The organism is Streptomyces sp. HUAS 15-9 (genome assembly GCF_025642155.1).
In the GTDB taxonomy this organism is placed as follows: Bacteria; Actinomycetota; Actinomycetes; order Streptomycetales; family Streptomycetaceae; genus Streptomyces.
Map to the genome: position 1 here is coordinate 386,664 of NZ_CP106798.1, position 24,078 is coordinate 410,741.

Genomic DNA, 24,078 nt, shown 5'->3' on the forward strand with positions numbered 1-24,078 from the left:
GTCAGCTGGACGGAAGCGTCAGTTCCAGGACCAGGCCGTGCGGGAGGTTGCGGGCCGCTGTGAGCCGGCCGCCGCTGAGCTGGGCGATCTCGTCGGCGATGGCCAGGCCCAGACCGCTGCCGGGGACGTTCTGGTGCTCGGGGGCGCGGGCAAACCGCCGTAGCAGCAGGGGCAGTTGCTCCTCGTCGGTGCCCGGGCCGTCGTCGCAGACGCGTACGGTCACCTCGTCGTCCCGCGGTACGGCCCGCACCTCCACATGGCCGCAGGGGGGTATGAACTTGGTGGCGTTGTCGAGGACGGCGTCCAGGAACCTGCCCACCGCATCGGGCAGCGCCCGTGCGGTCAGGCCGTCCGGGAGCGCGGTGACGGTCAGTTCCAGCCCGGCGTCGCGGAAGACCGGCCCCCAGGCCGCAACCCGGTCCCGTACCGCCCGGGAGACGTCCTGGTCGACCGGTTGCGCCGCGCCCGACTCCACCCGTGCCAGGGCGAGCAGGCCGTCGAGCAGTTCCTCGAGGCGTTCCGCCTCCTCCAGTGCTCGGGCGTGCTCGTCCCTGCCGGGGCCGGGGTGCAGGTGCGGCTCGACGTTCTCCAGCCGGAGCACCAAGGTGGCCAGGGGATTGCGCAGTTGATGCGAGGCGTCGGCGACGAAGTCGCGCTGACGGCCGACGGAGTCGGCCACGGCCTCCGCCATGACGTTGAAGTGCTTGCGCAGCCGACGCAGTTCCGGCGGGCCGCTCTCGGTGACCACCCGCGTCTGGAGACTCCCGGCGGCCAGGCCCTCCACGGCCCGGTCCAGGTCGCGGACCGGCCGCATCAGCCACCGGGCGATGGCCACCGCGGCCAGTGCCGCGGCCGAGAAGGCGGCCAGTGCCCCGGCGGCGATGAGGGACCAGCGGACAGACACGTCCCGGCGGGCGGCGTCGGTGGGCGCCGCCACGAGCACCGCGCCGCTGACGCGCTCGTCCTGGCCGACCGGCTCGGCGAGGATCACCGTGTCGGGCCCCCAGGGCCGCACGGTGGGCAGTTGTTCGGTGGAGCGGCCGGTCAGCGCACGGCGCAGGGCCTCCCCCGCTGTGGAAGTGGCGGAGACGGTGGGGGCCGTCCCGGCCCGTGCGACCGTACGCCCTGTCGTGTCGACCACGACCACCGAGGCGCCGTACAACTCCGCGTAGCGGCTGATCTCGGCGGACAGCTCGGTACGGTCGGCCCGTGTGCGCACCCGGTCGGCCAGATCGGCGAACCGCACCGCCTCGGAGCGTCTTTGGAGCAGCAGTCGTTCGGTGCGTCCGCTCGCGTAGGAATCGGCCAACGGCAGGGACAGCAGCAGCATCGCCGCTCCCATGAGCACCATCAGGACGATCATCAGTCGGCGTCTCATCCGCCGGCGTGGCCTTCGCCGTGCCCTGCCCCGTCGGCCGAGGGAGAGCCGAGCTGGTAGCCGAAGCCGCGGACGGTGCGCACCAGAGCGGCCCGGCCGGTCTTGGCTCGGATGCCGGCCACGTGCACATCCAGCGAACGGGATGTAGCGAGGAAGGCGTCGCCCCAGATGCGGTCCAGGATCTCCTCCCGGGAGTGGACCTGGTCCGGCCGCTCGGCGAGGAAGGCGAGGACGTCGAACTCGCGGCGAGTGAGCCGCACGAGCGCGCCGGCCACGGTGACGGTGCGGCCCGCGAGGTCGATCTCCACGTCGCCCGCGCGGACGCAGGACGCGGCGCCGCCGTCCGGGCGTCCGGGCGGCGACGCGGTCCTGCGGCGCACGCTGTCGATCCGGGCCATCAACTCGGCCATGCGGAACGGCTTGACCACGTAGTCGTCGGCTCCGGCGCGTAGCCCCTGGACGATGTCCCGCTCCTCGCAGCGGGCCGTGACGACGATCAGCGGGGCGTCGCAGACGGTGCGCAGGCGCCGCAGCAGCTCCAGTCCGTCCAGGTCGGGAAGGCCCAGGTCGAGAAGGACGAACTGCGCCTCGCGGACATGCCGCAGGGCGTCCAGGGCCCGGCCGACCCGGCGGACGCTGTGTCCGCGCTGGGCGAGGGCCGTGACGAGCGCCTGGGCCATACGGTCGTCGTCCTCGATGAGCAGGGCGTGCATGGGGAGTCCTTGGGGAGCGGTGACCTGGACAACCTGGACCGCAGCTTACGGAAACGGCCGGCCCAGGTCACCGGCGCGATCAGCGGACGCCTTCGGCGCGGTACGCCGAGCCTGCCGGGGCGGAGGGCGTGTCGGCGTCGGCCTCGGCGCGGCTGAGGACTGCCGTGCGGGTGTCCGGCATGAGCACGTAGGTGATCAAGGAGACCAGCGCGCAGCCGGAGACGTACCAGAAGAACATCTTTTCGTGGCCGGCGTCCTTGAACCACAGCGCCACATATTCCGCCGTGCCGCCGAACAGGGCGTTGGCGATCGCGTACGGCAGCGCCACGCCCAGGGCCCGCACCCGGGTGGGGAAGAGCTCCGCCTTCACGGCCGCGTTGATCGAGGTGTATCCGGTGACGACGACCAGGGCCAGCAGGGACAGGCCGAGCGCCTGCCAGAAGGAGGAGACCGACCCGAGCGCGGTCATGATCGGGTACGTGCCGACGGTGCAGCCGACCGCGAAGGTGATCAGGAGCGGACGGCGGCCGATACGGTCCGACAGCATCCCGGCGAAGGGCTGCAGCACGGCGAAGACGGACAGGGCGGCGAAGCTCACGAGGGTGGCGGTGTTCTTGGCCATGCCCGCGCTGCCGATGAGGTACTTGGTGAGATACGTGGTGTACGTGTAGTAGGCGACGGTGCCGCCCAGAGTGAGCGCCATGACCAGGCCCGCCTGGCGGCGATGCTGCCACAGCAGGGCCAGCGTGCCGCGGCCGCTGTCGTCATGGCCCGTGTCCGATTCCTCGGTGAAGGCGTCGGTTTCCTGCAGTCGGCGCCGCAGCCAGAACACCACCACGGCGAAGAGCGCCCCGAGCGCGAACGGGATGCGCCAGCCCCAGCTCTCCAACTGGTCCGTGGTGAGGGTGTGTTGCAGCGTGATCAGGACTCCCAGGCCCAGCAGCTGGCCGCAGGTCATCGACACGTACTGGAACGACGAGCCCAGCCCGCGCCGGTTGCGGGCCGAGGCCTCGGTCAGGTAGGTGGCGCTGGCAGCGTATTCGCCGCCGATGCTCAGACCCTGCAACAGTCGCGCCAGCAGCAGCACCACGGCCCCGAGGCAGCCCGCCCGGTCGTAGCCGGGTGCGACGGCGATCAGCAGGGCGGCCAGCGTCATCATGGCCACGGTGAGCGTGAGCGCGCTCTTGCGGCCGTGCCGGTCGGCGGCGCGGCCGAGCACCCAGCCGCCGACCGGTCGCATCAGGAAGCCGACCGCGAAGATCCCCGCGGTGTTCATGAGCTGGGTGGTGGGATTCTCGCCCGGGAAGAAGGAGTCGGCGAAGTAGATCGCGAAGCTGGCGTAGACGAACCAGTCGTACCACTCGACGAGGTTGCCCAGTGATCCCCCGATGAGCGCGAACCGGCGTTTCGCTCGGGCCTCGGGCGAGGTTTCGGGCATGACGGCAAAGGAGGACATGGCGGCTCCGGTCCGGACGGTTCGGGGGACGGTGAACGATGCCCCTGACGGGGAGTGCGCATGAGCATGCGGCCGCCCGCCTGGCCCATCAAGATTCGGCGCCGAGATCTAACATGCGGCTAACATCCGCCGCGGTCCGCCGGCGTGCCAACTCCCCCTCGTACATCCGCAGCGCTCCCAAGGAGCGTGCTCGAAGCACTCAGGCATGTTCGGCAGGCACACCGTTCCGCCGAACATTCAGAGTCCGAACGTGTGGCGCAGGCCTCCGGGGCCATCGTTCCGGAGGCCTGCGCCAGTCCGTCTTCTACGAAGGACGGAGACGCCGACTGATCACCGGGCCGGTGCTGGGGCCTTCCCTTTCACAGCGGTGCGTTTCACGAGGCGTCGCTACCCGCGAGCATGCGGAGTTCGAACGCCGAACGGGCAGCCGGGTGGGGTCTGCCCCTGCCCAGCACAGAGCCGAGCCATCCGAGCACGAAGGCCAGCGGGATGGAGACAATGCTCGGATACTTCAGCGGGAACACGGCGAAGTCCATGCTGGGGAACAACGCCGACGGGGTTCCGGACACGGCTGGGGAGAACACCGCCAGGGACACCGAGCAGATCAGGCCGCCGTAGATACTCCACACCGCTCCGGTGGTGGTGAAGCCCCGCCAGTACAGGCCGTACAGCAGCGCGGGAAGGATGGCCGAAGCGGCGACGGCGAAGGCCAGCCCGGCGGCGAAGGACACGTTGAGGCGCGTGGCCCACAGGGAAAGGGCCGTCGCCGTGCAGCCGATCAGCACCACCGAGACCCGGGCCACCAGCACTTCCTGGGAGTCGGTGGCTCGGCCCTTCCTGATCACCACACCGTAGATGTCGTGCGCCACCGAGGTGGCGGCTGCCAGGGCCACGCCCGCCACGACGGCCAGGATGGTCGCGAACGCCACGCAGGACATCACCGTCAGCAGCAGTGACCCACCGAGGGAACCGCCCAGCAGCAAAGTGGCCGTATTCCCGGAGGTATTGCCGCTCGTGATCGCCTGGGGGCCCAGTACGGCTGCCGCGCCGAACCCCAGTACTCCGGCGATCAGACAGAAGACGCACGTCAGGACGGCCGTCCATTGGACGGAACGTCGGGCGGCGCGTGCGTTGGGCACCACGCACAGGCGCAGCAGGAGATGTGGGAGGCCGGCAGCCCCGAGCACCGCGCCCAGTTGGAGGCTCAGCGAGTCCAGCTTTTCGGTGTCACCGCCCAGGGACCGTGCTCCGGGCGCCAGGTAGTGCTCGCCGACGCCGCTGCGGTGGGCCGCGGCCTCGAGCAGGTCGCTGGGGTTCCAGCCGAACTTCGCCAGTACGAGCAGGGCCAGGTATGCGCTGGCGACCATCAGGAAGGCGGCTTTGAAGCACTGCACCAGCGTCGCTCCATGCATACCGCTGAGGGCCACGTAGATGATCATCAGGATGCCGAGGAACAGCATCATGAAGTGCTGGGCGACTGATCCGGTGATGCCGAGCAGAGGGGCGGCGAGGGCGCCGGCGCCCACCAGTTGCGCGGTCAGATAGAACAGGGAGATCACCAGGGTGGCGAGCCCCAGGGCCAAGTGGACGGGGCGAGGCCGGAGATGGTGCGCCAGCACGTCGCCGACCGTGAAGCGGCCCGTGTTGTGATACGGCTCTGCGATCAGCAGGAGAATGACGGCCCAGGCGACGATGGGGCCGAGCAGATAGGGGATGCCGTCGAACCCGGCGAGGGCGATCAGCCCGGGAGTGCCCAACAGCGTCGCGGCGGAGATGAAGTCACCGAACAACGCGATCCCGTTGCGGGCGGAGGACAGGCGGCCACCGCTGACGAAGAAGCGGCGGGGCGTGTCCGCTTGCGAGGCGTCCAGCAGGGAGATGAGCACGACGGCTACGACGAACACCGCGAAGACGGTGATGACAAGTCCGGTGTGGGTCGCCTGGGCGAGCACGGAGGCAGTGTTCAACGCTCCTCCCCGCGGTACCCGAGCCCGGCGCGGGCCCTTTCGACGAGCGGGTCCACGGTGGTGCGTGCGTATCGCGCGTACCACCGGCAGACCGCGAGCGTGGTGCCGCACTGCAGCAGCGCCAGCGCCAGCCCGACGTTCACATGACCGACGACTCTGAGCGCCATCACGTCTGCCGCCGTGCTCGCCAGAACGGCGTTGAGCAGGTACAGGCCGACAACGGCGACGGCGACGGGGGCGATCCGGGAGCGGCGCGCGGCGCGCAGTCCGGCGAGAGAAGCCATCGCCTCGGACGTGGGGCCCTCTTCGGGTGTTCGCCCCATGGGGGACGGCGGTCGTCTTCGTGGCTCGTGCAGCCCGTGGGTCGGCTCATGGATTCCGGACACGACATCAACTCCTTGCTGAGAGCGGTGGCGCGTGGTCGTGTCCGCACCGGGGTCTTGCACCCCACAACCGAACGCCGTTCGGTTGTGGGAGCTTAGAGCGGGTCGCACCGCCGTACAAGGCATAGGTGCGTAACGTCGGCGGAAAGTCGGTGACGGGCAGGGCGGGGCCGCAAGCCGTGCGGGCGGTCCAGCCGCCCGGACGTCCTCAAGCGCCCTCGACGGACCCTTGAGGCGTGGCGACGCGCGTGTGCAGGCGGTCGAGGCCGTCGAGGAACATCTCCAGGGCCAGTTCAAAACTGTCCCGGTCGATGGTGTCGGCGTGGTCACGCAGGCGGTGCGCGTCCATCAGGTGCGCATAGCGCTCGACGTAGACCTGCGCCTCGCCCTCGAACCCGCGCGCGAACGAGGTCATCGCCGATCCGATCACCAGATACTTGGTCGAGGCCCCGATCATCGTGGCGTACCGCGGCGGCCATCCGGCCCCCACCAGACCGCCGTGGACGGCATCGGCGCGCCGCAGCGATGCCTCACGGCGGGCCGGTCCGTACGCCAGGAACGGCACGATGTGGGGATGGGCGGCGAGGGCGGCGCGGTAGGACCGGGCCCAGGACGCCACGGCGTGCCGCCAGTCGCGGGTCTCGAAGGCGGAGACGTCCACGCTCTCCATGATGGTGTTGGCGACATCGTGAAGGACGTCGTCCTTGGTCCTGACGTGCTCGTACAGCGAGGAGACCTGGACGCCGAGCTCCCCGGCGAGTTTGCGCATCGACAACTCGCCGAGCCCGTCACGGTCCACGATGGCCAGTGCCGCGGCGCAGATCCGTGCCCGGCTGAGGATCGGCCTGATCGGTCGGACCACCGCTGCACCCCCGTATCGCCCCGCGCCCCCTCTTGGTAGCGCCGTGACTGTCGTATACACGGTACCCGTGCTCCGATAACCGAACACCGCTCGGGGTGCAAAAACCGATCTCTCAGCGATTGGCTTGCTAAGCGTTCAGCCAGTCTCCTATCGTGGGCGCCTCCGCACCTCACGTTGGAGGTCTCGATGTCACAGCCCCACGAATCCGCCGAGCAGGCTCAACCGCGGCTGATGCCACTCCCCGAGGAGCACTGGGACGCACGGACCCGAACGCTGCTGGCCACCGCGGCTCGCGACCCTGGGGGCCGGATCCCGAACATCTTCACCACGCTCGTGCGCCATCCCGACCTCTACGAGCAGTTCATGCCCTTCGGGGGTCAGTTGCTCCGTAGCGGGCGCCTGCCGGGCCGGCTCCGCGAGTTGCTGATCCTGCGTACCGCCCGCAACACCGGCGCCCAGTACGAGTGGGGACGACACCTTCCTCTCGCCAAAGCCACAGGTATCACGGATGCGGACATCGACAGCCTCACCGAGGGACCCGAGGCCCGCGGCTGGACAGACCTCGAAAGACACCTGATCCGGGCGGCGGACGAACTGAACGGCCACGCGAGGCTGTCCGACGCCACCTGGGAGGTTCTGGCCGAGCACTTCACCGACGCCGAACTGATCGAGATCGTCATGCTGGTCGGGCAGTACCACATGGTGGCGTTCTTCCTGAACACCACCGGCGTGGAACTGGATCCGGGTTTCGACAGCACAGGCTTTGCTGAAGGAGGCCCAACCCATGGGTGAAAGGAACCTCGAACAGGCGGCCCGTCGGCTGGCCGGCCGCAAAGTACTGGTGGTCGGCGCCGGCACCCGTCCCGACGGCGACCCGCACGCGCCCGTCGGCAACGGCCGCGCGATCGCCGTCCTCGCCGCCCGGGAGGGCGCCGACGTCGCCTGCGCCGACGTGGCCGTTCCGGCCGCCGTCGCGACTGCCGAACTGGTCCGCGCCGAAGGGACGTCGGGTATCGCCGTGGCGGGTGACGCCACGGATGCCGGACAGTCGGCGGCCATGGTCGCCGAGGCGGTCCGCGGGCTGGGCGGTCTGGATTCGCTCGTGGTCAACGTGGGCGTGGGTCTCGGCTCCGGGCTGGAGGGCTCGTCGCCCGAGGAGTGGGACCGTGTGCTCTCACTGAACCTGCGCGCGCCCTTTCTGGCCGCCCGCCACGGGCTTCCCGTCATGACCGACGGAGGCTCCCTCGTCTTCATCGGATCGGTCGCCGGATTGCGTGCCGCCACCAACTCACCGGCCTACGACAGTTCCAAGGCCGGTCTTTTCGGGCTCACCCGCCATGTCGCCAAGGAGGGAGCGGCGCGCAGTATCCGGGCCAACCTGGTCGTTCCCGGCCTGATCGACACCCCGATGGGACGACAGGCCACCACCAAGCGGGCCTCCCGAGCGGCCTCCTTCGAGCGCATCCCGCTGGGCCGCCAGGGCAGCGCCTGGGAGGTCGCGGAAGCTGTCACGTTTCTGCTCTCCGACCGCGCCTCGTACATCACGGGCCAGAGCCTGGTGGTCGATGGCGGGCTCAGCGCCGTGTGACGCGCATTGTCCCCGTCCTTCGTCCCCCGTCGGCCGCCGCACGCTGCGACGCGGCGGCCGACCGGCGGCTCAGCCGTCGCCTCGCGTCGGCGAAAGCCCGAGCACCAGCATCTCGTGGGCGGCGCGTCCGATGTCCGCCAGGCGGGTTCGTGCAGAGTCCAATTGGTGCTGCAGGAGCACACCCCGAGCGATGCTCTCCACCAAGAACGCCTGCGCGACCACGTCCACGTCCGGGCGGATGCTCCCGTCGGAGATGCCCCTTCGGATGTCCTCCTCGACGCCACTGCGTACGAGACTGAGATGGTCGGCCATCAAACCCTTGACCCCGTCATCGCTACCGACCGCTTCGACGAGCAGCACCAGCAACGCCCGCGCCCGTACCCCCGGCTCGGGCTCCGCCAGACGGGCGAAGAGTTGGTCGAGCTTGGCCAGCACAACCTCCAGTCCGCTCATCCGGGCGTACCCGAGCCGGGCCCGGAGCAGGTCGATGAACGACTCGCGGATGTCCGCGACAACGGCCTCGACGAGCCCGGCCTTGGACGTGAAGTGGTAGTTGACCATGCCACGGCTGACGCCCGCACGATCGCCGACCTTCGCCACCGTGAGGCCGCGGTAACCCTGCTCCGCGAGAATCTCCAACGCCGCGTCCAAGAGCCTGCGACGGGAGGCCTCCCGCTGGTCGTCGCGCTTGGTCGGGGGGCGTCGGGCCGCCACGGTTCGTTCGCTCATCGCAGCAGCAGTATGCCATCGACGGTCCGTCACGGGAGGTGGCGATCACCCTGCCGGTGTCTGCTGTCCTCGCCCTCCCTGGGCTCCTGGCCGACGACGCACCCGCGGCTGCGGGGGCCTGCGCGACGTCATGCGGAGGCCGCGATGCCGAGCTCGGCAAGCAGGCCGCGCACGCGCTGCTCGACGGCGTCCCGGATCGGCCGTACCGCGTCGACGCCCTGGCCGGCGGGGTCGTCCAGCTGCCAGTCCAGGTATCGCCTGCCGGGGAAGACCGGGCAGGCGTCCCCGCAGCCCATGGTGATGACCACGTCCGAGGACCGCACTGCCTCCGTGGTGAGGACCTTCGGCGTCCGGGCGGAGATGTCGATGCCGACCTCCTTCATCGCCTCCACGACCGCCGGGTTGACGGAGTCGGCGGGCGCGGAGCCCGCCGAGCGGACCTCGACCCGGTCACCGGCGAGATGGGTGAGGAAGGCGGCGCCCATCTGGGAGCGGCCGGCGTTGTGGACGCAGACGAACAGCACCGACGGGCGCGGGGCGGAAGTGCTCATGGCGGGGTCCTTCTCGAAGCGTGAGGTGTGGTCAGGAGGAGGCGAGCTCGGGTTCGCCGTGCGCGGCGGCCTCGCGGCGCACCGGGGTGGGGTTCGGGCCGTGGACGGCGGCCACGATGCCCAAACCGAGTGCGGCGCCCAGCAGTTGGGCGGCGATGAACGGGGCGACGGAGGCGGGGGCGATCCCGGCGAAGGTGTCGGTGAAGGCCCGGCCGACGGTCACCGCCGGGTTGGCGAAGGAGGTGGAGGAGGTGAACCAGTAGGCGGCCCCGATGTAGCCGGCCACCGCGACCGGTCCGAGGGCGGCCCGGCGGATGCGCTCCAGGCCGAGGACCAGGGCGACGAGCCCGGCGGTCGCCACGATTTCCCCGAGCCACAGATGGCCGGCCGACCGGTCGTGGGTGGAGAGCTTCACCAGCGGCTTGGCGAACATCGCGTCGGCCAGGACGGCACCCCCGATCGCGCCGCAGATCTGGGCGGGCACGTACGCGGCGACATCACGAACGGTGAGGCCGCCGGCGTCGCGGCGGCCGGTGAACCAGGCGGCGAGGGTGACGGCGGGGTTGAAATGCGCGCCGGAGACCGGCTCGAACAGGGCGATCAGCACGCCCAGGCCGAAGACGGTGGCAAGGGAGTTGGCGAGCAGTTGTACGCCGACGTCTCGCGACAGTTCGGTGGCCTGGATGCCCGAGCCGACCACCACCGCGACCAGCAGCCCGGTCCCGATCGCCTCGGCCGCGGCGCGGCGGACGAGCGGCGCGCTCACGCGGTGGCTCCGGCGTTCTGGGACGTGGTCAGGAACGCGGCTAGTCGGTCCAGGACACCGGGCAGCACCCAGTAGTAGACCCACGTGCCGCGGCGTTCGCAGTCGATGAGCCCGGCCTGACGCAGCAGCTTGAGGTGATGGGAGATCGTCGGCTGGGACAGGTCGAAGGCGGGGGTCAGCTCACACACACAGACCTCGCCGCCCTGGCCGCGTGAGGCGATCATCGACATCAGGCGCAGCCGGACCGGATCGCCCAGGGCCTTGAAGACCTTGGCCAGCTCGGTCGCCTGGTCCTCGTCCAGCGGCGCGGTGGACAGGCCCGGACAGCAGGCGGCGTCCTGGCCGATCACCTCAAGCTCTTGTTTCGACATGCCTCTATGTTGACGTTTTTCGATTCAAGGCGCAAGCTTGTATCAATGAACGTCAATACAGGCCGTTCCCGGGGCCGTGCTGGGCCCCGTCACCTGGGAGTGAGTCATGAGCGAGCAGTCCACCGACCTGCGTGAATCCGTCCGTCGGCGGTACGCGGCGGCGGCCGTGCAGGTCACCGAGGGCAGCGCCGGCTGTTGCGGGCCGCAGCCGGTCGAAGCCGACGAGAACTTCGGCTCTACGTTGTACGCCGCGGACGAGCGCGACGCCCTGCCCGCCGAGGCCGTGGCCGCCTCGCTCGGCTGCGGCAACCCCACCGCCGTCGCGGAACTGCGCGCGGGCGAACGGGTCCTCGACCTCGGCTCCGGCGGCGGCATCGACGTCCTGCTGTCCGCCCGCCGCGTCGGCCCCACCGGCAAGGCCTACGGACTCGACATGACCGACGAGATGCTCGCTCTGGCCCTCGCCAACGCGCAGAAGGCGGGCGCCACGAACGTGGAGTTCCTCAAGGGCACCATCGAGGCAATCCCGCTGCCCGCGAACACGATCGACGTGGTGATCTCCAACTGCGTCATCAACCTGTCCACCGACAAGCCCGCCGTCTTCGCCGAGACGTTCCGCGTCCTCAGGCCCGGCGGCCGCCTCGGCGTCTCCGACGTCGTCGCCGACGACGCACTCAGCCCCGCGCAGCGCGCCGAGCGCGGCGACTACGTCGGCTGCATCGCCGGCGCGTTGTCCTTCGCCGAGTACCGGGCAGGTCTGGAGGCCGCCGGCTTCACCGACATCACCATCACTCCGACCCACCCGGTCGCCGACGGCATGCACTCCGCCATTGTCCGCGCGGTCAAGCCCGTCGACGCCGAGGACACCGCCGCCCAGGCCGCGTCCGGTGAGGCATGCTGCGGGGTCAGCGCCTGCTGCACACCGGCGGAGGCCTCCGCCGATCCCACGCTCACCGTCACGGAGGCCAAGACAGCATCCGGTTGCGGCTGCCAGAACTGACACCCGAATGCAATACTGACTGGTCGGTATGTCCCGGGCGTCCGGGGGCGGCCGATCCGCCCCCGGACCCACCCATGCTCAACCGGTGAGCGGACCGAACTCCTTGCGGGTGTCCACCGGTTGGCCGAAGAGCTGCCACCGTTCGCCCTTGAACCGCATCAACTGCAGTGTCTCGATCGGGAAGGCGTCGTCCGGCCCGGTGGACAGGGTGACACCGGGCAGCAGCATGCCCACCTTCACGTCCTTGAGGTTGCGCACCGCGTCCCGCAGACCTTCGCGGGTCGGGCACTTCATCGCGTCCAGGGCCTTGTGCAGGCTCGAGGCGACGGCCCAGCCGTAGGCGTTGAACTGGTTGGCCGGGTCGGTGTCCGGTGCGTACTTGTGCATCGCGTCCAGATACGTCTTCACCTCCGGGTCCTGCGCCCACCGCGGGTCGGCAGGGTCCTTGAAGTACGTGGCGGACACCACCCCTTGGACGTTCTTGAAGCCGACCGGCTTGAGCACGGCGGCGGACGAGGCCACGTTGTTCACGATGTGCAGCGGGTTCCACCGGGTGTTCTTGGCATCGGCGGCAAGGGCCTGGCTGCCGAACTTGGGTGTGGTGACATCCAGCAGCACGCCCGCCTTGGAGCGGGCGAGACTCGTCATCTGCGCCGAGACGGACGGGTCGGTGACCTCGTAGCTCTCCTCCGCGACCACCTTGACGCCACTGCCGGCGACGGCCTTCTTGAACCCGCCGAGCAGATCCTTGCCGAAGTCGTCGTTCTGGTAGAGGACCGCGACCTTCGCCTTCGGCTTCTCGTCCTTGAGGTACTTGGCGTACATCCGCGCCTCGGCGACGTAGTTGGGCTGCCAGCCGATGGTCCAGGGGTGCTTGGCGTCCGTGCCCCAGACGGAGGCGCCCGTGGCGACGAAGGGCTGTGGCACCTTCTGCTGGTTGAGGTAGTCCCACACGGCCGCCGTGGAGGGAGTGCCCAGGGTCTGGAAGACGGCGAAGACCTTCTCCCGCTCGACCAGCCGGCGGGCCTCCTCCACCGCCTTGGGCGGCTGGTAGCCGTCGTCACGGACGACGAACTCCACCTTGCGGCCGCCGATGCCGCCATGGTCGTTGACGTACTTGAAGTAGGCGGCGGCGCCCTTGCTGATCGTGCCGTACGCGGAGGCCGGCCCGGACAGCGGGTAGATCCCGCCCAGCTTGATGGTCTTGTCGGTGATACCCGTGGTCTGCTGGCCCTTGCACGCGCCGCCGGCGACGGTGCCTGGGTCGTCCTGCCCTCGCTGGGTACTGCAGGCGGTCGCGGTGAGCAGCGCGGCGGTCGCGGCCGCAGCCGCCCGCAGAGCGGTGATGTTGCGCATGTGATTCATTCCTTTTCCGTGCGGGGCGGTGCGCCCACGGGTTCGGCCTCGACAGATGCGGGATCCGCAGGGGTGGGGGGCGCGGAGGGTTCGGACGTGGGCTGGGGCGCAGGCTTTGCCAGCGGCGATCGGTCGGATGCGGCTGCGCGGGCGCGGCGACGGGCGACGGCACCGCGGGCCCGGCTCGCCAGGCCGGCCAGCCCGGTCGGAGCCACGAACATCACCGCGATGATCAGCAGGCCGAACACCACACCGGGTGCCGCCTCGCTGAGGTCCTGGGCCACGCTCGGCACGTACATCACGAACGCCGCACCGAGCAGCGGCCCGTACAGCGAAGCGAGCCCACCGACCACCAGGCCGGCCAGCAGTGTGATGGACAGGACGAAGCTGAACGAGTCCGGCGAGACGAAGCCGATCACCCAGGTGTACAGGCACCCGGCGACGCCCGCGAACATCGCGCTCCAGGCGAAGGCGAGGGTCTTGTGCAGCGACAGCCGCACGCCCATGACCTCGGCCGCGCTCTCGTTGTCCCGTACCGCGAGCAGTGCGCGCCCGACCCGGGAGCGCAGCAGGTTGCGGGCAAGCAGCAGCGCCACCGCGGCGACGGCGAGGACGACGAAGTACGTCCACTGGTCCTCCGCGAGTCCGCTCCAGGCCGGTGGCTGCGGCTTTTCCACCGTCAGACCCATGGAGCCGCCGGTCACGGCCTCCAGCCGCTTGAGCAGCGGTGGCAGGAACACGGCCAAGGAGAGGGTGACCAGCGCCAGGTACAGGCCGCGCAGCCGCAGTGCGGGCACCCCGAAGCCGAGTCCCAGCAGGAAGCATGCCGCGGCCGCTACCGGCAGGGTGGCCAGGTGCCCGGTGTCGTACCGGTCGAGCATGATCGCCGCGGTGTAGGCGCCGGCCGCGAAGAACGCGCCGTGGCCGAGGGAGATCTGTCCGCCGAATCCGACGAGCAGGTTCAGTCCGGCCAGTGCCACGGCGTACACCAGCACCATGCTCAACTGGAAGACCTGGAAGGGGGCGAAGTAGAAGGGCACGGCCAGGGCGACGGCCGCCGCGAGCATCACGGTGAGCGCGAGCCGCGCGTGCCGGGTGCGGTCGAGGACCGCGGTCGTCGTTCTCATGCCCGCTCCACCGCCGCCCGCCCGAACAGGCCCTGGGGCCGCACCAGTAGCACCGCAAGGATGATCACCAGGGGTACACCGACCTTCAGATCGGCGCCGATGACGTCCACGTACGCCCCCGCCAGCGTCTCGGCCACTCCCACGAACAGGCCTCCGACGACCGCGCCCACAGGACTGTCGAAGCCCCCGAGGGTGGCCGCGGCGAACGCGTAGATGAGCACTCCGCCCATCATGTTCGGCTCCAGGAACAGCACCGGAGCGACCAGCACGCCCGACACCGCGCCGACCGTCGCGGCCAGCCCCCAGCCGAGCATCAGCACGCGGCTGACGCGGATGCCCGACAGTCGGGCGGATACGGGGTTGCAGGCGACCGCCCGCATCACCAGGCCGATCGAGGTGTGCTGGAAGAGCAGATACAGCAGGCTCATCACAGCGGCCACCACGCCGATGATCCCGAGGGTGGACCAGTCCATGCTCACCCCTCCCAGGTCGATCCCGCCGTCGGGGAACGGCTGCGGGAAGTCCTTGACGGTGAACGACCAGATCAGACCGGCCGCCGCGTTGACGAAGATGAACAGGCCCACGGTGACGATGACCACCGTCAGTTCGGGGGCACCCTGTACGGGGCGGATGACGATCCGCTCCACCAGCATGCCGCCGACGAAGGACACCGCCAGGGTGACCGGCAGGGCCAGCCAGAACGGCATTCCGGACGCCGTCAGTTGCCAGGCCACGTACGTGGAGAGCATCGCGAGCTCGCCCTGCGCAAAGTTGACGATCCCCGTGAACCGGTGGATCAGCACCAGGGCCAGTGCCAGGCTGGCGTACACGGCTCCGGAGCCGATCCCCTCCACCACTTGCTGGAGCAGGTCCGTCAACGCGCTCACCCGCCCTGACCGGAGCGGGCCGGGACTCCGAGATACACCTCGGCGACCTGCCCGTCCTCGCGGATCTGCGCGGCAGGTCCGGACAGCATCAGGCGGCCGGCCTCCAGCACATGGGCCTGATGCGCGATGTCCAGCGCGAGCTGGGCGTTCTGCTCGACGACGATCACGGTGGTGCGCTCCTCCTCGTTGACGGTGCGGACGATCTCGAACAGCTCACGCGTGACCAGGGGCGCGAGCCCCAGCGACGGCTCGTCCAGCAGGAGCAGCGCGGGCCGCAGCATCAGCGCCCTGCCGATGGCGAGCATCTGCTGCTCGCCGCCGCTGAGACTGCCCGCGGCCTGCCGGGACCGCTGGCGCAGCTTGGGGAAGTAGTCGTAGATCCGTTCCAGGTCCGCCGCCACGGCCGCGCGCTCGTTGCGGTCGCGCCACGGGCCCCGGGTGCGCAGGTGCGCGCCGATGCGCAGGTTTTCCTCGACGGTCAGGTCATTGAACGTGCCGCGGCCCTCGGGCACGTGCGCCACACCGAGCCGGGCGGCCTGCTCCGGGGAACGGCCCAGCAGTTCGGCACCGTTCAAGGTCACCGATCCGCGGCCGCGGATCATGCCGCACAGGGCCCGCAGAGTGGTGGTCTTGCCCGCGCCGTTGGGTCCGAGGACCGCGCACACCTCGCCCCGGGCGACGGAGAAGTCCAGGCCGTGGAGCACCCTGGCCTGGCCGTATCCGGCGTGCAGGCCGGAGACCTTCAGGAAGTCCCGCTCCGCGGTCTGCCCCGCCTCGGCGCCGGCGATGGGAGGCCCGCTCATGCCGCCACCCCCAGGTACGCCTCGATGACGGCCGGATCGCGCTGGATCTCCTTCGGCGGGCCCTCGGCGATCTTGCGCCCGAAATCGAGGCACACGACCTTGTCGCACAGACCCATCACGAACCCCATGTGGTGCTCGACCACCACGAGCGTGACGTCGAAGTCCCGGCGCACCACTCGGACCAGATCCGCGAATTGGCCGACCTCGCCGTGGCTGAGGCCGTTGACGGGTTCGTCGAGCAGCAGGAGCCGGGGCCGAACCGCGAGGGCCCTCGCGAGTTCGACGCGTTTGAGCGTGCCGAACGGCAGCCCGGAGGCGGGATGGCCGGCGACGTCCTCCAGGCCCAGCCGTCGCAGCAGGTCGTCCGCCCGATCACGCAGTTCCGCCTCCTCCCGCCGGACGCGGGGCAGCCGGAGCGCCGCGGCGAGGTGTCCGGTATGCCCCTGGCTGTGGGCGCCGACCATGACGTTCTCCCGGACCGTCAGCCGCGGGAACAGGCCAAGGTTCTGGAATGTGCGGGCGATGCCGCTCCCGGCCACGGCGTGCGGCGCCAGGGCGAGCAGGTCCTCACCGTCGAACGACACCGTGCCCGCGTCGGGGGTGCAGCGCCGGGTGAGGCAGTTGAACAACGTGGTCTTGCCGGCTCCGTTCGGCCCGATGAGCCCCACGGCGGTGCCCGGCTCGACGGTGAACCCGACACCGTCCAGTGCCGTGATGCCGCCGAAACGCACGGTGATACCGTCGACCGTGAGCATGAGTGACGCCCCTTTTGACGTGCTGGGATGTGGGCGAGCGTCACAGTAGGTGGGGGCCTTGTCGGCGCACATTGGGTGCGAGCACCCAACTTCGGGTCCGCCGACCTGTGCGTGGCGCACAACCCCTCGGACATCTCCCTCGCCGAGCCTGTTGACGGGACACGAGGAGACGGCAACCATCTGCGCATGCCTCGCGGTCTCACCCTGGGCACCCCAGGTCTGTCCGAACCGCTGCTCCAGGAGCGGCGGCGGCTCCTGCGCGCCCTCGAGAAGCGGGTCGACGACGTGGTGGAGACCGCCGTCGCCGTGATGCGTGCCGAGATCCCCTCGTACGCGCTCCAGAGCGAGCCGTTCTTCGACGACGTACGCGACCAGGTACTCACGCACTACCGCATCAAGCTGGCAGCGCTGGCCGACGACCGGGAGATCGCCCCGGAAGATCTGGGCTTCAGCCGCGCGGCAGCCATGCGCAGAGCGCGCGCGGGGTTCGCCCTGGAGGACTGGATGAGCGCCTTCAGGATCGGCCGACAGGTCTTCTGGGACGCGATGATGGCCGCCGTGGGCACCTCCGAGGCGGCACACCAGGCCGCACTGTCCCTGGTCACCCCGATGATGCGGTACGTGGACTACGCCAGCACGCATGCGGCGCAGGCTTACGTGGAGTACCAACAGCACGTCGTCGCGGACGCGGACCGCGAGCGCCGGGACCTGCTGGAGCAGCTCCTGGCGGGCGTGGCACCGACGCGTGGTCCACTGCTGGCCGCGGCGCAGGCGTACGGCATCGGGCCGCGCTCACCGATGATGGTGGTGGTGGCCGTCTGCGACAGCGACATTTCCAGTGGGGACCTCGCCGCCGCCGAGAGCGGCTACGCCACCAGCGCGGCGATCAGCGTCGCCGGCGTCTGGGCCAGCAGGACCCTCGTCGTCGTGCGCCAGGGCGAGGTGGTGGCCGTACCCGTGATGCGCGCCGGCATGGACGAAGAGGACATGTGCAGCCACTTCGAGGGCGTGCAGCAGCGGCTCGGCCGCAAGGGAACCGTGCTGTCCATGGGCATCAGCACGGTCGCCCGGGGCACGGCCGAACTGCCGCGCGCCTACCAGGAGGCGCGGGCCGCCCTCGACCTGGTGCCGATCGGCGGCGGGGTGGCGGCGCTGCCGCGGCTGTCCCCCTTCGACTACCTGGCGCTGCGCGCCGACGACCTCGCCCGCCAGCTCGTCGATCCCCGGGTGCGTGCGCTGCTGGACGAGGACCGCAGACGCGGCGGCACGCTGGCGGCCACCATACGGGCGTTCGCAGAGGCGGACCTGAACCTGCGGCTGGCCGCCGACCGGCTGCGGGTGCACCACAACACGGCGCACTACCGCTTGCGCCGTATCGAGGAACGCACCGGATGCAATCCACGCCGGATCGCGGACCTCCTGCAACTGCTGGTCGCCCTCGCCATCCACGACGAGGCCGGGGAAGGTGAGGACTGCCCGTGAGCGGCATCGTTGAGCCTGTGGAGACCGAGGTGGCGGCACGCCGTCGGCCCGGCGAGCACGGGACGTCCGGCGTGCCGGAGGAACCCGGCGAGCCGGACCTTCCCCTCCGACGCGCCCTTCTGGACGCGGCGTTGAAGGTGTTCACCGAGCGCGGCTACGCCGATGCCGGCCTCGCCGAGATCGCGGCGCACTCCGGGATCCCCGTGGGCAGCCTCTTCCAGCACTACGGCGGCAAGCGCGGACTGTATCTGGCGCTGTGGGAGGAGTTCCGGGAGGAGCAGGAACGCCGGACCGCCACAGCGCTGGCCGCGGCGCGCAGCCGCGGGGTGGACGACCCCGTCGCCGTGTTCACCGCGGGCGCGCGGGCCTACCTGGACGGCATCTGGAACAACCGGCCACTCGGCAGACTCGTCGCCGAGGACGACGGCCCGGCCGGCTTCGACACGCTGCGCCGCCAATGGGACCGGGCCTGGGTACGGCGCAACGCCAGACTCCTGCAGGTGGACGAGCGGCAGCGGGCAGGCCGCGTCAGGGTGATCGTGCTGACCACGGTCATCGGAGGAGCGGCGCGCGAGCTGGGCGACTGCGCGGACGAGACAGAGGCCCGGGAGATCGTGGACGAGGTGTGCGGCATCCTCACCCACCTGTCGACTCCGCCCGGCTGAACCGCGACGCCGGGCCCGGTCCTGTGCCGGCCGATGGCTGACGCCCACTCAGCAAGCCTTTGCTTTGCATGACTTGTACATGACCTTTGCTTGGCGGAGTCCGCCGTTCGTCTGTCCTTCACGCAGACCCTGCTTGGGCCTCCTAGGGTTGCCGCGCCGCTCCCCATACGACCGTCACCTCTGCCCGGAGGACAGTCATGACCGCCGTCAAGGCTCCCAAGCGCACCAGTCGCCCGCTCGCCGCACTCGCCGGGGCCGTCGCCCTCACCGCCACGTCGATCGGTCTGTGGGCCGCGACGACCTCCCCGGCCCAGGCCGCCGCTCTCCCGACCCCGGACCACGTGGTGGTCGTGGTGATGGAGAACCACGCCTACTCGCAGGTCATCGGCAGCTCCAGCGCCCCGTACATCAACAACACCCTCAAGGCCGGTGGCGCCAACCTGACCCAGTCCTACGGCCTCACGCACCCCAGTGAGCCGAACTACTACATGCTCTTCTCGGGTTCCAACCAGGGCCGCACCGACGACAGTTGCGTCCCGGTGGGCTCCATCTCCGCGCCCAACCTCGCCTCCGAGCTGATCGCCGCGGGGAAGACGTGGGCGAGCTACAACGAGTCGCTGCCCAGCCAGGGTTCGACGGTCTGCAGCAGCGGCGAGTACGCGCAGAAGCACAACCCGTGGTTCGGCTTTTCCAACGTGCCGACGAGCAGCGCGAAGACCATGACGCAGTTCCCGAGCGACTACACGACGCTGCCGAAGGTCTCCTTCGTGATCCCGAACCTGTGCAGTGACATGCACGACTGCTCGGTCTCCACGGGCGACACCTGGATCAAGAACAACCTGGGTGCCTACGCCACGTGGGCCAAGACCCACAACAGCATCCTCGCCGTCACCTTCGACGAGGACAACAGGCTGTCCGGCAACCGCATCCCCACCGTCTTCTACGGACAGCACGTCGCTCCCGGCAGCTCCAGCTCGACCACCTACAACCACTACAACGTGCTGCGCACGGTCGAGGACCTGGCCGGTCTGACCACGCACGCGGGCAACGCCGCCTCGGCATCCGACATCAGCGGCATCTGGAACTGACGCCCGTGTATCTCGCGGATTCCCGCGGCACCAAGCCCGCCGTCGCCCCGGACACCCGTCCGGGGCGACGGCAGGGCGCGGTGCCCGGTACCGTGCTGGCCCTGGGTGCGGTCAGCCTGATCACGGACGTCTCCTCGGAGATGGTCACGGCCGTCCTGCCGCTCTACGTGGTGGCGGGCCTCGGCCTGTCCCCCCTCGGGTTCGGCCTCCTTGACGGCATCAACAACGGTGTCGGAGCCCTGGTCCGGCTGGCCGGCGGCCACCTCGCCGACCGGGGAGGCCGCCGCCACAAGATCGTGGCGGGCGTCGGCTACGGCCTGTCCGCACTGTGCAAGCCGCTGCTGCTGCTCGCCCACACCCTCCCCGTGATCAGCGCCGTGCTCGCGGCCGACCGCACCGGCAAAGGGCTGCGCACGGCACCCCGGGACGCGATGATCTCGCTGGCCACCGAACCCGAGCACCGGGGGCGGGCGTTCGGGGTGCACCGCGCCATGGACACCACCGGCGCGCTGCTCGGCCCGCTCGTCGCCTTCGCCGTACTGCGGGCCACCGTCGACGGCTACGACGCGGTCTTCGCGGTCAGCGGCTGCGTCGCCGTGCTCGGGGTCCTGGTGCTGGTGCTGTTCGTGCCCCGTCACATCTCCCCCGCCGGTCCCGCACAGCCGCCCGAGTCGGAGCGGCCGACGCTGCGCGCCGCCATCGGGCTGCTGCGCCGCCCACAGCTGCGCCGGCTCACCGTGTGCGCGGCTCTGCTCGGTCTGACCACCGTCAGCGACTCCTTCCTCTATCTGCTGCTCCAGCGCGAAGAGGCCCTGCCCGCCGACCTGTTCCCGCTGCTGCCGCTGGGCACCGCCACTGTCTTCCTGCTGCTCGCCGTCCCGCTGGGCGCACTCGCCGACCGCATCAGCCGCCGCCGGCTCTTCCTGGCCGGCCACGGTGTCCTGCTGCTCGGCTACGGCCTGGTGCTCAGCCCTTGGCACGGTGTCCCGGCCGTGGTCGCCGTCCTCGTGCTGCACGGCACCTTCTACGCGGCCACCGACGGAGTCCTTGCGGCCGCCACCGCAGGGGCCGTCCCGGCGCAGCACCAGGGTGCCGGGCAGGCATTGGTCGGCACCGGCCAGGCGCTGGCCCGATTCGCCTGCTCGCTCGCCTTCGGCGCGGCCTGGAGCCTGTGGGGCGGGCGCAACGCGCTGGCCGTCACCGCCGTCGCACTGGCCGTCAGCGCCGTCGTGGCCTGGTTCGTCCTCCGTACCGCCGATGAGGTGCCCGCATGAGAAGAACCACCCGCCTCGTGATCCTGCTGGTCGCCCTCGTGGTGCTCGGGAGCGTGGGCACCGGGGCGGTGCTGTACGCCGCCCACCGGTCGAGCATGCGTGACCAGCAGCAGGCGAACGGTCCGACCGTGCGGGCCGGTACCGTCTCGCTCCGTCCGGCCGGTGGCCGTCGGCTGCTGGTACGCAATCTGGTCTGGGGCCCGCACCGTGACGAGATCGCCATCGTGCCGGCCGGTGATCCGCAGGGGCCGCGCACCGCGTCGGGCGTCAAGTGCCTGCGATTCCACGCGGCGGCCGGTACCGGTATCTGCCTGCAGGCCGTGCACGGCACGCTGCGGGACACCTACCGGGCGGTGGTGCTCGACTCGCAGTTGCACGAGCTGCACCGTTTCCCGGCGGCAGGCATCCCCACCCGGGCCCGGGTCTCACCCTCCGGCCACCTGGTGGCCTGGACGGTCTTCGTCAGCGGGGACTCCTACGCCGGCACCAATTTCTCGACCCGCACCGCCATCGTGGACACCCGCACCTGGACGATCGACGACAATCTGGAGACGTTCCGCGTCATCAAGGACGGCCGGACCTACCGTGCCGCGGACACCAACGTCTGGGGTGTCACCTTCGCCGACGACAACCGCTTCTACGCCACGCTGGCAACCGGCGGCCGTACGTACCTCGTGCGGGGCGACGTCGCGGCACGCAACCTGACCACCGTGCACCGCAACGTCGAATGCCCCTCCCTCTCGCCCGACGGCACCCGGATCGCCTACAAGAAGCGCGTCCCGGGGGCCTCGTCCGATGCTCCGTGGCGGCTGTACGTCCTCGACCTGCACACCATGAAGGAGACGGCGACCGCCGAGCGGCGCAACATCGACGACCAGGCCCTGTGGCGCGACGGCTCCACCCTCGTCTACGCCCTTCCCGGCGACTACGGCTCGGACCTGTGGACCGTCCCCGCCGACGGCACCGGCACGGCCCGCCGGCTGATGACTTCCGCTGTCGCCCCCGCCTACCTGGGGTGACAGGCCGGGACGGGGGCTGGGGCACAGCAGACGCCGCAGGACACGGACTTCCCTGTGTGTGCCCTCGCCCTTGACAAACCCCCTCGCACAGCTGAAATGCTGACCGACCAGTCGGTATGAAGGGGCGGACCGTGACCGAGTTGAGCATCTCCACTGCTGCGGGCCTGTTCGATGCGGTCGCGGCGGGTCCGCGCGAGGGCCGCCCGGTGCTGTTGCTGCACGGCTTCCCGCAGACGGGCCTGGCATGGCGACAGCAGATCGAGACGCTCGCCGCGCACGGATACCGGGTCGTGGCGCCCGACCAGCGTGGGTACTCCCCCGGGGCCCGCCCCGAACGGCCCGAGGACTACCGCATGAGCGTCCTGGTCGACGATGTGGTCGCGATCACGGAGGAGTTGGGCTGGGCCTCGTTCGATCTGGTCGGTCATGACTGGGGAGGCGCGGTGGCGTGGTGGACCACCCATGCCCACCCCGGCCGCGTACGCACCCTGACGGTTGTCTCGACCCCGCACCCCGGCGCCCTCGCCACCACTCTGCGCACCGACCCGGACCAGCGCGAACGCTCGCGCTACATGATCGACTGGCGCGAAACGCCCGCGACGGAAGAGCTCATGCTCGCCCACGACGCCGAGGCGCTTCGCTCCGTCTATGCCGGAAAGGTCCCGCAGGACAGTGTCGAGGCCTACGTGCGGCACCTCTCCCGGCCGGGCGCGCTCACCGCGGCGCTGAACTGGTACCGGTCCGGCCGCCCCGACGGCAAGATCGGCACCATCGACGTGCCCACGCTGTACGTCTGGAGCACGGAGGACAGCGCGTTCGGCCCGGCGGCCGCGCAGGAGACCGGGCACTGGATCACAGGGCCGTACCGCTTCGAGACCCTCCAGGGCGTCAGCCACTGGGTCCCCGAGGAGGCGCCGGAGACGTTGAGCCGTCTGCTGCTCGACCATCTGCGCGCGCACGGCGAGTAGGGAAACCAGGACCACAGCGAACACCCGTCTGCACATCCCGGAAGGTGACCCCAGTGAAGACAGCGCGAGCAGCCTGGCGCCGACTCGAGCCCGTACACGGCATGATCTACTTCGCCCCCGAGGCACGGCGGCGGTACGCGGAGCTCGGACTGAGCGGACGGGCCGGGTACTTCGCTTCCCGCAGCGCCGCCTTCGGCCGGGCATCCGCTGAGCTCGTCATCGCGACCTTCTACAACTTCAACCCCGATCTGGTGCGGAAGGCCGTCCACGGGGTCTGGGACGCGACGACACCACAGCAGGTGCTGGACGCACGGTACGCGGGCGCGAGTGAGGCCCTGCGGCGGGCCGGGATCCATGAACTCCCCGCTCTCGACGAGGTCTTGGCGCTGACGCGCAGGGCCGCCGACGCCGCAGGCGAGCACGCTCACGGCCGCCCGCTGTTCGCCGCGCATGCCGCGCTGCCCTGGCCGGACGAACCGGTGCTGCGGCTCTGGCACGCCCAGACGCTGCTCCGGGAGTTCCGTGGAGACGGGCATGTCGCCTGCCTGCTCACCGAGGGCATAGGAGGCCTGGAGGCCCTGATTCTGCACGCTGCCACCGCCGAGGTTCCCGTCGACTTCCTCAGGGCGAGCCGCGCATGGCCCGAGGACGAGTGGGCGGCCACCACAGAGCGCCTGCGCACGCGAGGTCTCCTCGACGGTGACTCCCTCAGCCCGGAAGGCGTACGCCTGCGTCAGCACATCGAGGACCGCACCGACCGCCTGGCCCTGCCCGCCTACGCCGCCCTGGGAGACACCGACTGCGAGCGTCTTGCAGAACTCGCGAGCCCCTACGGCCGCGCCGTCGTCGAAGCCGGGCTCATCAAGGTCGGCTGACCAGGTCGTCACCCG

25 protein-coding genes are annotated in these 24,078 nt (G+C 70.5%); 10 read left to right on the top strand and 15 right to left on the bottom strand.

Translation table 11 applies throughout. The annotated features are described in order from the left end of the window. Window position 1 precedes the first annotated feature (1 nt). From N8I87_RS01605 to N8I87_RS01630, 6 genes are all read right to left on the bottom strand, one after another. Window positions 2-1,378, bottom strand: a complete 1,377-nt coding sequence (locus N8I87_RS01605) for a sensor histidine kinase (protein ID WP_263204881.1) — start codon at window positions 1,376-1,378, stop codon at window positions 2-4. Beyond that, complete coding sequence (locus N8I87_RS01610; protein ID WP_263204883.1) at window positions 1,375-2,091, bottom strand: response regulator transcription factor; 717 nt, start codon at window positions 2,089-2,091, stop codon at window positions 1,375-1,377. Before N8I87_RS01610 ends, N8I87_RS01605 begins: the two co-directional genes overlap by 4 nt. Window positions 2,092-2,170: 79 nt before the next feature. Beyond that, window positions 2,171-3,529, bottom strand: coding sequence for an MFS transporter (locus N8I87_RS01615; RefSeq protein ID WP_263216265.1), 1,359 nt, complete (start codon window positions 3,527-3,529; stop codon window positions 2,171-2,173). A 392-nt stretch (window positions 3,530-3,921) separates the two neighbouring features. Beyond that, the gene (locus tag N8I87_RS01620) at window positions 3,922-5,514 is read right to left on the bottom strand and encodes a solute symporter family protein (protein ID WP_263204884.1); all 1,593 of its coding nucleotides are present in this window, start codon (window positions 5,512-5,514) and stop codon (window positions 3,922-3,924) included. Next, entirely contained in the window at window positions 5,511-5,900 is a 390-nt protein-coding gene (locus tag N8I87_RS01625; RefSeq protein WP_263204885.1) for a DUF485 domain-containing protein, read from the bottom strand. The genes N8I87_RS01620 and N8I87_RS01625 overlap by 4 nt, the downstream gene beginning before the upstream one ends. Window positions 5,901-6,105: 205 nt before the next feature. After that, window positions 6,106-6,759: a TetR/AcrR family transcriptional regulator gene (locus N8I87_RS01630; protein WP_263204886.1), complete on the bottom strand. Its 654-nt coding sequence runs from the start codon at window positions 6,757-6,759 to the stop codon at window positions 6,106-6,108. A gap of 186 nt (window positions 6,760-6,945) precedes the next feature. Here N8I87_RS01630 and N8I87_RS01635 point away from each other — a divergent pair, with 186 nt between their 5' ends. Both N8I87_RS01635 and N8I87_RS01640 read left to right on the top strand, forming a co-directional pair. Further along, window positions 6,946-7,551: a carboxymuconolactone decarboxylase family protein gene (locus tag N8I87_RS01635; protein WP_263204887.1), complete on the top strand. Its 606-nt coding sequence runs from the start codon at window positions 6,946-6,948 to the stop codon at window positions 7,549-7,551. Further along, window positions 7,544-8,347 (top strand): SDR family NAD(P)-dependent oxidoreductase, encoded by an 804-nt coding sequence (locus N8I87_RS01640; protein ID WP_263204889.1) that lies wholly within the window; start codon window positions 7,544-7,546, stop codon window positions 8,345-8,347. Before N8I87_RS01635 ends, N8I87_RS01640 begins: the two co-directional genes overlap by 8 nt. Window positions 8,348-8,416: 69 nt before the next feature. Here N8I87_RS01640 and N8I87_RS01645 read toward each other — a convergent pair whose 3' ends face one another. From N8I87_RS01645 to N8I87_RS01660, 4 genes are all read right to left on the bottom strand, one after another. Next, window positions 8,417-9,076, bottom strand: coding sequence for a TetR/AcrR family transcriptional regulator (locus tag N8I87_RS01645; RefSeq protein ID WP_263204890.1), 660 nt, complete (start codon window positions 9,074-9,076; stop codon window positions 8,417-8,419). A gap of 128 nt (window positions 9,077-9,204) precedes the next feature. Beyond that, window positions 9,205-9,627 (bottom strand): arsenate reductase ArsC, encoded by a 423-nt coding sequence (locus tag N8I87_RS01650; RefSeq protein WP_263204891.1) that lies wholly within the window; start codon window positions 9,625-9,627, stop codon window positions 9,205-9,207. Window positions 9,628-9,658: 31 nt separating this feature from the next. Continuing rightward, the gene (locus N8I87_RS01655) at window positions 9,659-10,393 is read right to left on the bottom strand and encodes an aquaporin (RefSeq protein ID WP_263204892.1); all 735 of its coding nucleotides are present in this window, start codon (window positions 10,391-10,393) and stop codon (window positions 9,659-9,661) included. After that, window positions 10,390-10,764, bottom strand: a complete 375-nt coding sequence (locus N8I87_RS01660; RefSeq protein WP_263204893.1) for an ArsR/SmtB family transcription factor — start codon at window positions 10,762-10,764, stop codon at window positions 10,390-10,392. The genes N8I87_RS01655 and N8I87_RS01660 overlap by 4 nt, the downstream gene beginning before the upstream one ends. Before the next feature lie 106 nt (window positions 10,765-10,870). Between N8I87_RS01660 and arsM the strand changes: the two genes are divergently transcribed. After that, window positions 10,871-11,764, top strand: a complete 894-nt coding sequence (arsM, locus tag N8I87_RS01665) for an arsenite methyltransferase (RefSeq protein ID WP_263204894.1) — start codon at window positions 10,871-10,873, stop codon at window positions 11,762-11,764. Between the two features lie 78 nt (window positions 11,765-11,842). Here arsM and N8I87_RS01670 read toward each other — a convergent pair whose 3' ends face one another. From N8I87_RS01670 to N8I87_RS01690, 5 genes are read right to left on the bottom strand one after another with little or no spacing between them, the layout of a single operon-like run. Continuing rightward, a complete protein-coding gene (locus N8I87_RS01670; RefSeq protein WP_263204895.1) occupies window positions 11,843-13,120 on the bottom strand; it encodes an ABC transporter substrate-binding protein in 1,278 nt (425 codons plus the stop codon). 5 nt (window positions 13,121-13,125) lie between these two features. Next, on the bottom strand, window positions 13,126-14,247 hold the full coding sequence (locus N8I87_RS01675) for a branched-chain amino acid ABC transporter permease (RefSeq protein WP_263204896.1): 1,122 nt from the start codon (window positions 14,245-14,247) through the stop codon (window positions 13,126-13,128). Continuing rightward, window positions 14,244-15,134 carry a branched-chain amino acid ABC transporter permease gene (locus N8I87_RS01680; protein ID WP_263204897.1) on the bottom strand — a complete coding sequence of 297 codons (891 nt, stop codon included), beginning with the start codon at window positions 15,132-15,134 and terminating at the stop codon, window positions 14,244-14,246. Before N8I87_RS01680 ends, N8I87_RS01675 begins: the two co-directional genes overlap by 4 nt. Continuing rightward, window positions 15,131-15,937 (bottom strand): ABC transporter ATP-binding protein, encoded by an 807-nt coding sequence (locus tag N8I87_RS01685; RefSeq protein ID WP_263204898.1) that lies wholly within the window; start codon window positions 15,935-15,937, stop codon window positions 15,131-15,133. The genes N8I87_RS01680 and N8I87_RS01685 overlap by 4 nt, the downstream gene beginning before the upstream one ends. Further along, window positions 15,934-16,692, bottom strand: coding sequence for an ABC transporter ATP-binding protein (locus N8I87_RS01690; RefSeq protein ID WP_263204899.1), 759 nt, complete (start codon window positions 16,690-16,692; stop codon window positions 15,934-15,936). The genes N8I87_RS01685 and N8I87_RS01690 overlap by 4 nt, the downstream gene beginning before the upstream one ends. Before the next feature lie 75 nt (window positions 16,693-16,767). On the opposite strand from N8I87_RS01690, the gene N8I87_RS01695 reads away from it, so the two are divergent. The 7 genes from N8I87_RS01695 to N8I87_RS01725 all read left to right on the top strand — a co-directional run bounded on the left by N8I87_RS01695 (window position 16,768) and on the right by N8I87_RS01725 (window position 24,063). Beyond that, the gene (locus N8I87_RS01695; RefSeq protein ID WP_263204900.1) at window positions 16,768-18,174 is read left to right on the top strand and encodes a PucR family transcriptional regulator; all 1,407 of its coding nucleotides are present in this window, start codon (window positions 16,768-16,770) and stop codon (window positions 18,172-18,174) included. Then, complete coding sequence (locus tag N8I87_RS01700) at window positions 18,171-18,839, top strand: TetR/AcrR family transcriptional regulator (protein ID WP_263204901.1); 669 nt, start codon at window positions 18,171-18,173, stop codon at window positions 18,837-18,839. Before N8I87_RS01695 ends, N8I87_RS01700 begins: the two co-directional genes overlap by 4 nt. A 197-nt stretch (window positions 18,840-19,036) precedes the next feature. Continuing rightward, on the top strand, window positions 19,037-19,927 hold the full coding sequence (locus N8I87_RS01705; RefSeq protein ID WP_263204902.1) for an alkaline phosphatase family protein: 891 nt from the start codon (window positions 19,037-19,039) through the stop codon (window positions 19,925-19,927). A 5-nt stretch (window positions 19,928-19,932) separates the two neighbouring features. Then, entirely contained in the window at window positions 19,933-21,201 is a 1,269-nt protein-coding gene (locus N8I87_RS01710) for an MFS transporter (protein ID WP_263204903.1), read from the top strand. Next, window positions 21,198-22,220: a TolB family protein gene (locus N8I87_RS01715; RefSeq protein WP_263204904.1), complete on the top strand. Its 1,023-nt coding sequence runs from the start codon at window positions 21,198-21,200 to the stop codon at window positions 22,218-22,220. Before N8I87_RS01710 ends, N8I87_RS01715 begins: the two co-directional genes overlap by 4 nt. Before the next feature lie 131 nt (window positions 22,221-22,351). Next, entirely contained in the window at window positions 22,352-23,188 is an 837-nt protein-coding gene (locus N8I87_RS01720; protein ID WP_317633438.1) for an alpha/beta fold hydrolase, read from the top strand. Window positions 23,189-23,241: 53 nt separating this feature from the next. Then, window positions 23,242-24,063, top strand: coding sequence for an SCO6745 family protein (locus tag N8I87_RS01725; protein ID WP_263204905.1), 822 nt, complete (start codon window positions 23,242-23,244; stop codon window positions 24,061-24,063). Window positions 24,064-24,078 lie beyond the last annotated feature (15 nt).